The sequence below is a fragment of the Gillisia mitskevichiae genome, from assembly GCF_003634585.1.
Taxonomy (GTDB): domain Bacteria; phylum Bacteroidota; class Bacteroidia; order Flavobacteriales; family Flavobacteriaceae; genus Gillisia; species Gillisia mitskevichiae.
The window spans coordinates 25,854-38,942 of sequence record NZ_RBLG01000005.1; the positions used below are offsets into that span (position 1 = coordinate 25,854).

At 34.4% G+C, this 13,089-nt stretch carries 13 protein-coding genes; 3 read left to right on the forward strand and 10 right to left on the reverse strand.

Annotated elements, in window-relative coordinates:
- Nucleotides 1–120: 120 nt before the first annotated feature.
- The 4 genes from BC962_RS14190 to BC962_RS14205 form a co-directional block, all read right to left on the reverse strand.
- Nucleotides 121–2,388, reverse strand: coding sequence for an aconitate hydratase (locus tag BC962_RS14190; protein ID WP_121346688.1), 2,268 nt, complete (start codon nt 2,386–2,388; stop codon nt 121–123).
- Between the two features lie 347 nt (nt 2,389–2,735).
- Nucleotides 2,736–3,689, reverse strand: coding sequence for an AAA family ATPase (locus tag BC962_RS14195; protein ID WP_121346689.1), 954 nt, complete (start codon nt 3,687–3,689; stop codon nt 2,736–2,738).
- Nucleotides 3,690–3,698: 9 nt separating this feature from the next.
- Nucleotides 3,699–5,156 (reverse strand): peptidylprolyl isomerase, encoded by a 1,458-nt coding sequence (locus tag BC962_RS14200; RefSeq protein ID WP_121346690.1) that lies wholly within the window; start codon nt 5,154–5,156, stop codon nt 3,699–3,701.
- Entirely contained in the window at nt 5,119–5,979 is an 861-nt protein-coding gene (locus tag BC962_RS14205; RefSeq protein WP_121346691.1) for a peptidyl-prolyl cis-trans isomerase, read from the reverse strand. The genes BC962_RS14200 and BC962_RS14205 overlap by 38 nt, the downstream gene beginning before the upstream one ends.
- A 203-nt stretch (nt 5,980–6,182) precedes the next feature.
- On the opposite strand from BC962_RS14205, the gene BC962_RS14210 reads away from it, so the two are divergent.
- The 3 genes from BC962_RS14210 (at nt 6,183) to BC962_RS14220 (ending at nt 7,461) form a co-directional block, all read left to right on the forward strand.
- Entirely contained in the window at nt 6,183–6,635 is a 453-nt protein-coding gene (locus tag BC962_RS14210) for an SRPBCC family protein (protein WP_121346692.1), read from the forward strand.
- 4 nt (nt 6,636–6,639) lie between these two features.
- Nucleotides 6,640–6,882, forward strand: a complete 243-nt coding sequence (locus tag BC962_RS14215; protein WP_121346811.1) for a hypothetical protein — start codon at nt 6,640–6,642, stop codon at nt 6,880–6,882.
- Nucleotides 6,883–6,948: 66 nt separating this feature from the next.
- Entirely contained in the window at nt 6,949–7,461 is a 513-nt protein-coding gene (locus tag BC962_RS14220; protein WP_121346693.1) for an OmpH family outer membrane protein, read from the forward strand.
- 76 nt (nt 7,462–7,537) lie between these two features.
- Here BC962_RS14220 and guaB read toward each other — a convergent pair whose 3' ends face one another.
- From guaB to BC962_RS14250, 6 genes are all read right to left on the reverse strand, one after another.
- On the reverse strand, nt 7,538–9,010 hold the full coding sequence (gene guaB / locus BC962_RS14225; protein WP_121346694.1) for an IMP dehydrogenase: 1,473 nt from the start codon (nt 9,008–9,010) through the stop codon (nt 7,538–7,540).
- Nucleotides 9,011–9,072: 62 nt separating this feature from the next.
- Nucleotides 9,073–9,573: a hypothetical protein gene (locus BC962_RS14230; RefSeq protein WP_121346695.1), complete on the reverse strand. Its 501-nt coding sequence runs from the start codon at nt 9,571–9,573 to the stop codon at nt 9,073–9,075.
- Nucleotides 9,573–10,094 (reverse strand): FMN-binding protein, encoded by a 522-nt coding sequence (locus BC962_RS14235; protein WP_121346696.1) that lies wholly within the window; start codon nt 10,092–10,094, stop codon nt 9,573–9,575. Before BC962_RS14235 ends, BC962_RS14230 begins: the two co-directional genes overlap by 1 nt.
- A 100-nt stretch (nt 10,095–10,194) precedes the next feature.
- Nucleotides 10,195–11,364 carry a hypothetical protein gene (locus tag BC962_RS14240; RefSeq protein WP_121346697.1) on the reverse strand — a complete coding sequence of 390 codons (1,170 nt, stop codon included), beginning with the start codon at nt 11,362–11,364 and terminating at the stop codon, nt 10,195–10,197.
- Between the two features lie 140 nt (nt 11,365–11,504).
- Nucleotides 11,505–12,368: a hydroxymethylglutaryl-CoA lyase gene (locus BC962_RS14245; protein WP_121346698.1), complete on the reverse strand. Its 864-nt coding sequence runs from the start codon at nt 12,366–12,368 to the stop codon at nt 11,505–11,507.
- Between the two features lie 104 nt (nt 12,369–12,472).
- Nucleotides 12,473–13,081 carry a LysE family translocator gene (locus tag BC962_RS14250; protein ID WP_121346699.1) on the reverse strand — a complete coding sequence of 203 codons (609 nt, stop codon included), beginning with the start codon at nt 13,079–13,081 and terminating at the stop codon, nt 12,473–12,475.
- Nucleotides 13,082–13,089 lie beyond the last annotated feature (8 nt).

Sequence of the window (13,089 nt, forward strand, 5' to 3'; positions counted from 1 at the left end):
CTGACTTTGATATTGGTTAGTTAGTTGATAGTAGGGTATTAACTTTTCTAACTAAAGAACCCCGGAAAATTAATTTTCCGGGGTTTGCTATTTAAAATTGGGTAGAAGTTTATCTACTTCTTATGCATTATTCTGGATCTTAATTAAGTTTAATGCTGAACCTTGCTTAAACCACTCTATCTGAGAATCGTTATACGTATGGTTCGCTTTAAATGTATCTTTACTTCCATCTGCATGCACAACCTCTATAGTTAAAGGCTTATCTGGCGCAAATTGAGCTAAATCTACAAAGTTAAAAGTATCATCTTCTTGAATAAGATCGTAATCCTTTTCATTAACGAAAGTGATCCCTAGCATTCCTTGCTTTTTAAGGTTAGTTTCATGAATTCTAGCAAAAGATTTCACTAATACTACCATAACACCAAGATGTCTTGGCTCCATAGCTGCATGCTCTCTAGAAGACCCTTCTCCATAGTTGTGATCTCCAACTACAATAGTCGGAATTCCAGCAGCTTTGTATTTTCTAGCAACTGGCGGCACACCGTCGTACTCACCAGTAATTTGGCTTTTCACGAAGTTTGTCTTTTTATTAAAAGCGTTTATTGCTCCAATAAGCATGTTGTTAGAAATATTATCTAGATGCCCTCTATATCTTAACCATGGGCCAGCCATAGAAATATGATCTGTCGTACATTTTCCAAAAGCTTTAATAAGCAATTTTACTCCAGTAAGATTTTTACCATCCCAAGCTTCAAAAGGCTCTAGTAATTGTAACCTCTCACTATCTTCAGCAACCTTGATCACTACTTCACTACCATCTTCAGAAGGAGCAACATATCCAGGATCTTTTACATCAAATCCTTTTGGAGGAAGTTCTATTCCTGTTGGCTCATCCAACATCACTTCTTCTCCATCTTCATTTAATAATTTATCTCTAGTAGGATCAAAATCTAATCTCCCAGAAATTGCTATTGCAGCCACCATTTCTGGAGAACCTACAAAAGCATGCGTATTAGGGTTTCCATCTGCTCTTTTAGAAAAGTTTCGGTTAAAAGAGTGTACAATTGTATTTTTCTCATCTCCTTTTCTATCACTTCTATCCCATTGCCCTATACAAGGTCCACAAGCATTTGTGAAAATGGTAGCATCCAAATCTTCAAAGATCTGAAGCAATCCATCTCTCTCTGCTGTAAATCGTATAGTTTCTGAACCAGGATTAATTCCGAAGTCTGATTTTGCTTTTATATTTTTATCTACCGCTTGCTTCGCTATAGAGGCAGCACGCGTTAGATCTTCGTAAGATGAATTTGTACAAGAACCTATAAGACCCCAATCCACCTTTAATGGCCAATCATTTTCTTTTGCTTTATCTCTCATTTCAGAAATAGGAGTTGCAAGATCTGGAGTAAATGGTCCATTTAAATGAGGTTTCAATTCAGATAGATTGATCTCGATAACTTCATCAAAATATTGTTCTGGATTTGCGTATACTTCATCATCTCCAGTTAAGTGTTCTCTAATTTCATTTGCTGCCGCAGCAACATCTGCTCTATTTGTAGCATTTAAATAACGCTCCATAGAATCGTCATATCCAAAAGTAGAAGTTGTTGCTCCAACTTCCGCACCCATATTACAGATAGTTCCTTTTCCTGTACAAGACATAGAACGAGCACCTTCACCAAAATATTCAATTATAGCTCCTGTACCACCCTTAACCGTTAGAATACCAGCTACTTTCAAAATAACATCTTTAGCAGAGGTCCATCCAGAAAGTTTCCCAGTTAATTTTACTCCAATCAATTTCGGGAATTTAAGTTCCCATGCCATTCCTGCCATAACATCTACAGCATCTGCACCACCAACTCCAATTGCAACCATTCCCAATCCACCTGCGTTAACAGTGTGAGAATCTGTTCCAATCATCATTCCACCAGGAAAAGCATAATTTTCTAAAACAACTTGATGAATAATTCCTGCACCTGGTTTCCAAAATCCAATTCCATATTTATTAGATACAGACTCTAGGAATTCAAAAACTTCATGACTCGATTTATTTGCTGAAACTAAATCCAGTGCTGCACCCATTTTAGCTTGGATCAAATGATCACAGTGAACCGTTGTAGGAACTGCAACATTCTTTTTCCCGGCCTGCATGAACTGAAGCAATGCCATTTGAGCCGTCGCATCCTGACATGCAATTCTATCTGGCGCGAAGTCTACATAATCCTTCCCACGTTTAAACGCCTGGTTAGATTCTGCATCCCATAAATGAGAATAAAGTATTTTTTCTGAAAGTGTTAAAGGCTTTCCAACAACATCTCGTGCTTTATTTACACGATCTGCCATTTGACTATAAACCTTCTTGATCATATCTATATCGTATGCCATATTGTATTTGATTTTATGTTCTAAAAAAGTCTTGCGAAATTACGAAATTCCACCGAATTTTAAAAATTAGAACTAAAATTGAATAATATTTAGGAATACTTTAAATAAACCCGAGTTTTAAATCCAATGTTTTAATTTGAATTAAAAATTTAGCTGAAATTTGAGAATATGATAATTTATATTTGAGTTATGCGCGTAGAGAAAGATTTATCGTCCTTCATATTAAATAAAATTCAAGAACAAACGTAGCAAAGTTTGCTACCAAACTAATTATCCATTAAATTAAAAGAAGTAAGAAATTTAGTTTTACTAAATGTAATTTTTCAATGGATATTAAAAAATAGATCCTAGAAGAGGGATTGTATAATTTGGTCTTCAGTTATCCCTTCTGCTTCCGCTTTATAATTTCTTATAATTCTATGCCTAAGAATCCCCGATGCAACAGCTTGAATATTCTCAATATCGGGAGAGAATTTTCCATTTAGGATTGCATGAGCTTTAGCGGCAAGAACTAGATTTTGTGAAGCTCTTGGCCCTGCTCCCCAATCTACATAATTCTTTATTAAATCTGGAGTAGCTTGTCCATTGGGACGACTTTTGCCAACCATTCTAACAGCATACTCAATCACATTATCTGCAACAGGAACTCTTCTCACCAATTGCTGAATTTCTGTGATTTCTGAAGCAGAGAACAAAGGTTCTACAGCTTGTTCCTTATTAGAAGTAGTTGCCTTTACTACATCTACTTCCTCCTGAAAAGACGGATAATCTAGGTTTATTGCAAACATAAACCTATCTAATTGAGCTTCTGGTAAAGGATAGGTTCCCTCCTGCTCTATTGGGTTTTGAGTTGCTAAAACAAAATATGGTAAACTAAGCTTATAATGATTTCCTGCAACGGTTACAGATCTTTCCTGCATAGCCTCCAGCAAAGCTGCTTGAGTTTTTGGAGGAGTTCTATTTATCTCATCTGCAAGAATAATATTAGAGAAAATTGGGCCCTTAATAAATTTAAAATGTCTATTCTCATCTAAGATCTCAGATCCTAAAATATCACTAGGCATTAAGTCTGGCGTAAATTGGATCCTTTTAAAATCCAATCCTAAGGCTTTGGCAATTGTATTTACCATAAGGGTCTTCGCTAACCCAGGAACACCAATTAATAAGGCATGTCCTCCGGAAAATATCGATAAAAGGATTTGGTCTATAACCTCCTCTTGACCAACAATTACCTTCGCTATTTCTTTTTTAAGTAGCCTATGTTTTACGACTAAATTTTCTACAGCGGTGACATCAGACATTTTTATGTTTTATTTCTTTAACCAATCACGATCGAAAGTACAATTACGGAATTTACCATTGATCTTAATATAGGTATTAGCAATTTTTTCATTTTGCCATTTCCCAATTGCTTCCAATTGTTTATCTCTTAAAGCCAATTCCTTGATCTTCATATAATCTTGCACAAAATCTGCCTTGTGCTCTTTGTACCTTTTATTAACGGTAATTATTTTATAGAAAATCTTTCCTGTACGTTCTTGATCTCTTAAAACTAAAGAAACATCACCTTCTTTTAAATTTACAACCTGCTCGTAAAGTTCTGGATCTATTTTGGTAAGTTCAAATCTTGTATCTCCATTTGTAGGATTTATTAATTTCCCATTATTTGCTGCAGTTTGCTCTTCATCTGAAAATTGTTTTGCGGCAGCACCAAATGTGATCTCTTTATTAATGATCTTAGCTCTAAGGCTATCAATCTCAGCTCTTGCGCTTTCTATAGTTGCATTGGTAACATCTGGGATCAATAAGATATGTCTGATCTCAAGATTCTGCCCAATAACCTTTTCGACCTTAATAATATGATATCCAAATTGAGAAGCAAATGGTTCACTAACTTCACCTTCTTGTAAACTAAAAGCTGTGTCTTTAAAATCTTTATCTAAACCATCTTTACGAGTGATCACCATTCTACCACCATCGCTGCTGGAGCCTGGATCTTGCGAATAAAGCACGGCTTTCGTTCCAAAGCTCGCTCCATTATCTACAATATCTTCTCTAAATTGATTAAGTCTATCTATTACTTTCTGCTTTTCAGTTTCTGGAACTTCAGGCTTAATTATAATTTGGGCTACCTCAACTTCATCTCCAAAAAACGGTCTGTCTTCTACTGGTATTTTATCAAAATAAGATCGAATTTCTTCAGGGGTGATTTCAACTTTTTCAATAATATTTTGTTGCATTCTTTTAGAAAGTTCTTGCTGCTTATTAAGCTCAAATAATTCATTTCTAAAATCATCTTCAGAATCTCTTTTGTAGAAATTTAATACCTTTTGCATAGAACCAACTTGTCCTACCATTTGAGTTATTTGCTGATCTACGTAATTTCTAACTTCTGCATCAGAAACAAGAATACTATCTTGAATTGCGTGGTGAGCATATAATTTATTCTCTAATAAACTACCTGCTAACTGGCAATCTGTAATATCTTCAGTAGAAACCCCTTGACTTTTAAGATCTTTATACATAAGATCTATATCGCTATCTAGGACAACATAAGCTCCAACAACAGCTGCAATACCGTCAACTTTATATCGTTGGAATTCTGCTGGCTCTTGCTTAACTTCTACTACTTCTGTTACTGGCTGTATGGCTGTACTATCTGTAACAATTACTTCCTGTGCCTTAACGCTGCTATGAAACCCAATTAAGAGTGTTCCTATAGCTATACCTTTAGTTATAAATTTCAAATTGTTCGTTTTCAATCGCATCTCTTGTTATATCTTTTTCTAATTCTTTTACCAAATTGGCTTTTCGCTTATTAAGCAGGATCTGCTTTATTGTGGATGTTGCATATTCCAACGGGGCTTGATCATTCCTTAATAATACGTCGTTTACATACACCAAATATACCTCTAATGAATCTTCAAGCTGAAGAAAATTTGACTTTTTTAAAAGTTGTGATTTATTCGCATCATTTAAGGGTACAATTCTATTATAAACAGATTTTGTACTAACCCAAACCGAATCGTTAAAGGAATAGGATTTAAACTGAAGAGAAATTTTATCAAGCTTAGATTTATCCTTTTCATTAAACCTAATAAACTCCTTTTTCACATCATCGAAATCTTGATTATTATTAAGGTTGATAAACCTCAATTTCACGAGGTCTTCATTCAGCCTAAAATTCTCGAGATGCTCCTTATAGTAACTTTCAATTTCATTTTGATTAAAAGTGGTGTCTAATCGTTTCGCCACCATAGCATCTGCATAAGCTTTACTATAAAGTTCGTTTTTATAGTTATTTACCAATTCATCAAATTCCTTCTGCTGCTCGTTGCTTAAATTAAACTTAGCCTTATCTATTAATAACTGCTGTGTAGCCCATCTATTTATAAAATTATTCACCATTAGAGTGCTATCTTCCTCAGAAACACCTTCCCCAACCAATGCTTGAATGTCTTCTATGTACAAATAATTTTCATTTACCCTAGCAACAACTTCACGTTCATCTGCAGTTTGAAAATAATTACAACTTTGCAATAGTAATAAGCAACCTAGGGATAAAATAAATTTCGAGATATGATTCTCCATTGTAGGAAGATAACTTTAATAATAAACAATATTTCTATTTAATACAGAATAGCCTGATTGTTATAAAAATATAGCCACAAAAATAATAATTCCATAAGCTTATACAAGCTATAAGTTGTAAACGATTCAAAATACAGGAAATTACACCCTTAAAATATAATTTTTCTGAAGTATCTTGATAATACAACTAAAATGATACCAAGATGAAATATTCAAAAGAAATTATCATCGATTTACCTAGAGAAGAAGTGATCGCCAAAATGGAAGACCATAAAAATTTTAAACATTGGCAAAAAGGCTTTATTTCTTATCGGCATCTTAGTGGAAGTCCCGGCCAGGAAAATGCCCGATCTAAATTAAAATATAAAATGGGTAAGAGAGATATAGAAATGATAGAAACTATAGAGATAAATAATCTCCCTAAAAAACTCGTTCTTTCTTATGATGCAAAAAGTGTCTTTAACAGACAAAAGAATTATTTTGAAGAAGTGGAGAACAATTCAACTAAATGGATCTCAGATAATGAATTTGTATGTGCGGGCTTTATGAAAATAATCGCATTTTTGATGCCTGGGTCTTTCAAGGATCAAACTTATAAATACATGAAAGATTTTAAAGCTTTTGCTGAAAACGGCACAAGTGTATTAAATGAATAAAATAATGGAGAGACAAATTAAACTTATATGGGACTTTAGAGGCCCGCAAGCATTACATATTGCTAAACATCATGAGATCCATTTAAAGGACTTTATTAAGGCTGAAAAACTCACAGATTGGGACATTACTGGTTTTGAAGAAGTAAGTGAGTTACATTCAATAGCTTTTTGGGTGGTCCCAGAATCTGAGATCAAAAAATATCGAGATATCTTAAAACCAAATAGAGCAACTGTCTACGAAAAATGATCTTTTTAGCATTAATCGTATAATTATTAGTCTGTCTCTGTTATATTTGGAAAAATTAAAAAAATCATGAAAAAAGTTTTACTGGCATTAGCCATTTTTATTACAAGTATTAATATCCAAGCCCAAACAAAAGTAGGAACTATAGATGCTGAATATATTCTAGCACAAATGCCTGAAATCGCAACTGTTGAAGAAGGTTTGAAGGCCTACAATGACGATCTTCAGGCTGATATGCAAGCAAACATTACCAAATACGAGGAATTAGTAGCTAGTTATAAGGAAAATAATACCACGTTTACTAAAGAAGAAAAGACTGCTAAAGAATCTGAAATTATTTCACTTGAAAATGACATTAAAAACTTTAGACAAAAAGCTTCTGTACTTATGCAGGTAAAAAGAAATGAATTAACACAACCTCTGTATGTTAAAATAGATGAAGCAATGAAAGTTGTTATTGCTAAAGACAAATACACACAGATCTTCAACGCAAGCGGAAATGGATTGGCATATTCTGATGCTAAGTATGATATTACAGATGCAGTTATGAAAACCTTAGGTATAGAATTACCGAAAGAATAAGCTTAAATAACCTCATAGAAAAAGGCTGCCTCAATAATATTGAAGCAGCCTTTTTTATTTCTTAACTAGTTTTAATTTATCTGCTATAATTAGGAGATTCGTTAGTGATCGCAACATCATGAGGATGACTTTCATTAATTCCAGAAGAAGTGATCTTCACAAATTTTCCGGTCTCTTTTAAAGTTTCAATATCCTTAGCTCCACAATACCCCATTCCAGCTCTAAGACCTCCAACAAATTGATGGATACTTTCTTCTAATTCCCCTTTATAAGGAACACGACCAACAATTCCTTCTGGCACAAGTTTCTTAATATCGTCTTCTACATCTTGGAAATATCTGTCTTTAGAACCTTGTTTCATAGCTTCCACAGATCCCATTCCTCGATAAGATTTGAATTTTCTACCTTCATAAATAATGGTTTCACCTGGAGATTCTTTTGTTCCAGCAAGAAGAGATCCTAACATTACAGAATCTGCTCCGGCTGCAATAGCCTTTGGAATATCTCCTGTATAACGTATCCCTCCATCTGCAATTACAGGAACACCTGTTCCTTTTAACGCAGCTGCAACTTCTAAAACCGCAGAAAATTGAGGAAATCCTACTCCTGCTACCACTCGTGTTGTACAAATAGAACCTGGTCCTATTCCAACTTTTACAGCATCTGCTCCAGCATCCGCTAAATATTTAGCAGCTTCAGCTGTTGCAATATTTCCAACTACTACTTCAAGTTCGGGAAATTTAGCTTTAATATTTTTCAATACTTCTACTACTCCTTTAGTATGCCCGTGAGCAGTATCTATTATAATAGCATCTACACCAGCTTTTACCAACGCGCTAGCACGCTCTACAGAATCTGCAGTAACACCAATAGCCGCAGCCACACGAAGTCTTCCGTAGCTATCTTTATTGGCATTTGGTTTTTGAGTAAGTTTTGTAATATCTCGAAAAGTAATAAGTCCTATCAATTTATATTGATCGTCTACAACAGGCAACTTTTCAATTTTATTCTTTTGTAAGATAACCTCAGCTTCCTCTAGGGAAGTCCCTTCAGAAACCGTAACCAAATTCTCTGAAGTCATTACCTCAGCAATTGGTCTATTATTATTTTTTTCGAATCTTAGATCCCTATTAGTTACAATACCTAATAACTTTCCATGCGCATCTATAATTGGAATTCCTCCAATACTGTGTTCCTTCATATTATTTTTGGCATCCTGCACTTTTGCAGTAAGAGGTAAAGTAACGGGGTCTATGATCATCCCGCTCTCTGCACGTTTAACCTTGCGAACTTTCAAGGCTTGTTCCTCGATACTCATATTTTTATGCAAAACTCCAATACCGCCTTCTCTAGCCATGGCAATAGCCATTTTGCTCTCTGTTACCGTATCCATTGCAGCGGATATAATAGGTACATTAATGGTAATATTTCTTGTGAATTTTGTGCGAATACTTACTTCGCGAGGTAGAATTTCTGAATATGCTGGAACTAATAATACATCGTCGTATGTAAGTCCTTCCCCAACAATTTTGGATTCGTGTGCAGTCATAGCAATTAAAGATTAATTGCGTGCAAATATACGTAATTTAAAACAAGGAAATTGTCTGAAAATCAGCTATTATTATTTTTCTTAATAAGAAGCTGATATAGGGCTATTAACACTGAGGTTGTGAAAATTAGTGTCATAAATACTCCTGAAATCATTACAACATATTTCATCCATATAACTCCAGCCCACATAAAATAGATTCCTCCGAAAGTTAGGAGTATAGAAAAGAAAGGTTCTATAATAAGAAACATCTTAAATGTAGTTGGAAGTTTCGTTAATAACATAACCCCTCCCAAAAGGAAAAAGATAAATGACATAGAAAGGATATGTGTATGAATAATGGTAAGCATCTCCCGCTCTCCCTTTTTAAATTTCATAACATTAGCCTCTATATCTTCTTCATTACCCAAATAATTTTCTTCAATTCCAGAAGGATTTGTGGTCTCTGTTTGATTTACAAACAACAAACCTGTAAAATATCCAAAACTTAGAACTACAATAAAAGTTGCCAGAAAATATTTAATTTCCTTGGGAAAAGTTAAAAGAAGCCCATTATATTTCATTAAATAATTTTCTTATTATGTAGAATCCCTACAGATTCTAGAATATCGCTCATTGCGCTTTTCATAGAACGAACTGAAATAGTTGCTCCAGAAATGGCCGCAATATCATCTAAGGAATCTTTATTGGACTTTCCTGTAAACTGACTTAACCATCTTCTACTCCCTATCTCTCCTCCATATTCTTCACGATACACCAAAACTTTGGTGCTAGCGATCTTAAGATCTTTATCAAATATTACTAAATAATCAAACTGGGCAGTTTTGCTAGCCGCCTTGTCTAAATAGACATACCCTAAAACTGCGCCCTTCGCTGTGATCTGAAAAAAATTTTCATTTGTGATCGATGAAGGTAATTGAGAATTAATATTGGACGAGACTTCTACGTTTGTGAAATTATAAGAAGTAATATCAAAAACATCCTTCACCTCTTTATCTACCTTTTTGTCTAGAGTCTTTGGAATTCCAAAGGACATTAAAAAAAGAACAGAAAAAACGACTGGTATTAATTTTCTAAATTTCATAGTGTAAAAATATCAATTTGTTTACTCTTAGTCAATTAAAATGCCAAAAGTCGGAATTGCTTTTATATCCCGACTTTTTAACATCTCAATTATATTTCAATTAGAACCATACTCCAACTCCCAAGTTAAATTGGTTTTGAGCATTACTTCCGCTTACTGCGTTATTTTTAATTTGATAATCTCCTTTAAAAACAACCCCATTTGCTATGTGATAACTTAATCCCATAGTAAGATCGTCTCTATTATAAGCATCATTTCTTACCAAAGAACCTTCTGTATCTGCATGAGTATCGTATTGCTCGTATCGTGCAAAAGCAAATAACCTTTGTTCATTTTCTATTGGTAAAATATTATAAGCTGCTTCTGCATACCAACCTCCAAGTTCACTTCCAAGCTCAGATCCTGTTAACTCGTTATAATCTTCAGTATCTGTTAAAGACGCATATACAATTTGACCTCTTGCTGTGAATTTATTCTTCACATATCTCGCATCAAAACCAATCATAGACAATCCAACATCTGCTCCAGGAATATGATCTACCTCATCATCTGCTTGTGTTCTACCTACATATCCTGAAAGTCCTAAACGCAATCCAGGTACTCCATAATATTCAACTTTAGATGCAAAGTTTGGTTTATTAATGGTAGACTTGATTCCTTTTTGACGACCACCACGTAATCCAGATTTTCCTCCAATATTTCCAGAGCCATCTGCATTAGTAGATTTAAAACCGTTAAAGATATATGCTTGGTAAGATAAGGAAGCACTATTTATCCTTCCTGTAACTCCAACCCCAATCTCTCTCCAGGTAGTTGGTATAATTTCGTGATCCATAGATGGACGTTCCACTCCGTTAAATGTAGTTGGTTCGTGATATTCATTTATAATTCCCATAGGAACCAGCATTAAACCAGCTCTTAGATTTAAATTATTTGCTACATTATAATTTACAAATGCTTGCTCTACAAATACCTCATCTACATGCTCAAATTCTATTTCAGAAACAAACTGAACCTTATCTGAGAATCTATAACCTAATAGTACTACCAAACGATGTACATCTAAAGTACCATTATCACCTTCCGGCTGGTTGTAAACTACTTCTCCATACCCTCCAATTGTAACAGCATTTCCATTATTTGCTGAAAGAATTTTTTGTGCAGCATTTTGCTGTTGTTGCGAATTTGCCGAGGTGGTATCTTGTGAAGTTTGCGAAAATGTAAGAGCAGAAGTTGCTCCTAAGATCAATGAAAGTATTACCTTTTTCATTAGAGTTTTATTTAGACTGATTTAAAATAGTGATTCAATTTCGGGTGCAAATATAGAAACGAATTTCAGTTGCACAAAGTTTATTTAGAATAATTTTAAATAAGAATATTCGATACTAATTCTAAAAAGAATAAATAATTCTAATGGTAAGCTGAGAAGATTTTTGTAGCCTCATTGTAAGAAGATTCGAAGCTGGTCATTTTAATATTTGAATCTGCTTTTTTAGAATTGAAATAAGAAAGCATCTTTTCTGTAGGCATATTACCTGTAAGTTCATCTTTCGCCATAGGACAACCTCCAAAACCTTGGATTGCACCATCAAACCTTCTACAGCCTGCTGTGTAGGCAGCATCAATTTTTTCATGCCACTTTGTTGGCGTAGTATGTAAATGAGCTCCAAATTCGATATGTGGGTATTTTGGAATCAAGTTAGAAAATAGATGAGAAATTATCTCTGGAGTACTACTACCAATAGTATCTGAAAGAGATAAAATACTCACTCCCATCTCCGAAAATTTTTCTGTCCATTCGCCCACTATATCCACATTCCATGGATCGCCATAAGGATTTCCGAATCCCATAGATAGATACGCAACAACTTCTTTATTTGAAGCATTTGCGATCTCAAGTATTTCCTTTAGAGTTTCCACCGATTCAGCGATCGTCTTATGGGTATTCCGCATCTGAAAATTCTCAGAAATCGAAAAAGGATATCCTAAATATTTAATCTCGGGATGTTGAGCTGCATCTTGGGCACCACGCACATTTGCAATTATAGCAAGCAATTTACTTTGGGTGGTAGAAAGATCTAATTTAGATAATACTTCGGCAGTGTCCTGCATTTGGGGAATCACCTTTGGTGAAACAAAACTTCCAAAATCTATGGTGTCAAATCCGCATCTAAGCAATGACTGGATATATTGAACTTTCTCATTTGTTGGTATAAAAGATTTAATGCCTTGCATTGCATCTCTTGGACATTCGATAAGTTTAATTTTATCCATGCCCAAAGATACTATTTTAGCATTTATATAAAAATAATCAAGAAATATGTGAAGAATGTAAAACTGGAATGATTTAAAGACTGAAGATTAAGATATTGCAATTATTACAATAGAATTAAAATCCCGATTCCAATAAAAACTACCACCTGTATCCATTTCAAAAAATCACCCGATCTTCTATGTTGCATTAAATATTCAGAAATTTTACCGGCAAGAAGTGCAACCGCTCCAAAGATCAACAAGGCCTGAATCATAAATAGAAATCCCAGCAAATAAAATTGTAAAATAGTATTCCCTTCCGGTTCCCATAGAAATCCAGGAAAAAAGGCGAGAAAGAAAATAGTCACCTTGGGATTTAAAACATTCATGATAAAACCTTGACGAAATAAACTTCCAGAGCTTTTTTCAGGAACTCCTTTAATCGCTATAGTACTATCACTTTTAAATACTTTATAGGCTAAATAGAATAAATACAATGCGCCAAACACCTTAATTAGGGTAAACAATACTGGGGAAGCTTTTATAACTGCAGAAACCCCAAATGCCACAAGGCTGGTATGTATAAGAATTCCCGAAACCAATCCAAGTGTAGTTACAATACCTGCCTTTTTCCCATTAGATATACTCTGTACTAATACATAAATATTATCTGGTCCAGGAGACAGCGTTAATAATATTGATGCAGTTAAAAATGGAATAAGTTGTAGTAGCACAAAGAATG

What these genes read in the sequence shown, in the direction of transcription:
- BC962_RS14245 (WP_121346698.1), bottom strand. Translation starts at nt 12,368, where the DNA reads ATGGATAAAATTAAACTTATCGAATGTCCAAGAGATGCAATGCAAGGC.
- BC962_RS14230 (WP_121346695.1), bottom strand. Translation starts at nt 9,573, where the DNA reads ATGAAATATAATGGGCTTCTTTTAACTTTTCCCAAGGAAATTAAATAT.
- BC962_RS14190 (WP_121346688.1), bottom strand. Translation starts at nt 2,388, where the DNA reads ATGGCATACGATATAGATATGATCAAGAAGGTTTATAGTCAAATGGCA.
- BC962_RS14220 (WP_121346693.1), top strand. Translation starts at nt 6,949, where the DNA reads ATGAAAAAAGTTTTACTGGCATTAGCCATTTTTATTACAAGTATTAAT.
- BC962_RS14215 (WP_121346811.1), top strand. Translation starts at nt 6,640, where the DNA reads ATGGAGAGACAAATTAAACTTATATGGGACTTTAGAGGCCCGCAAGCA.
- BC962_RS14210 (WP_121346692.1), top strand. Translation starts at nt 6,183, where the DNA reads ATGAAATATTCAAAAGAAATTATCATCGATTTACCTAGAGAAGAAGTG.
- BC962_RS14205 (WP_121346691.1), bottom strand. Translation starts at nt 5,979, where the DNA reads ATGGAGAATCATATCTCGAAATTTATTTTATCCCTAGGTTGCTTATTA.
- guaB (WP_121346694.1), bottom strand. Translation starts at nt 9,010, where the DNA reads ATGACTGCACACGAATCCAAAATTGTTGGGGAAGGACTTACATACGAC.
- BC962_RS14200 (WP_121346690.1), bottom strand. Translation starts at nt 5,156, where the DNA reads ATGCGATTGAAAACGAACAATTTGAAATTTATAACTAAAGGTATAGCT.
- BC962_RS14235 (WP_121346696.1), bottom strand. Translation starts at nt 10,094, where the DNA reads ATGAAATTTAGAAAATTAATACCAGTCGTTTTTTCTGTTCTTTTTTTA.
- BC962_RS14240 (WP_121346697.1), bottom strand. Translation starts at nt 11,364, where the DNA reads ATGAAAAAGGTAATACTTTCATTGATCTTAGGAGCAACTTCTGCTCTT.
- BC962_RS14195 (WP_121346689.1), bottom strand. Translation starts at nt 3,689, where the DNA reads ATGTCTGATGTCACCGCTGTAGAAAATTTAGTCGTAAAACATAGGCTA.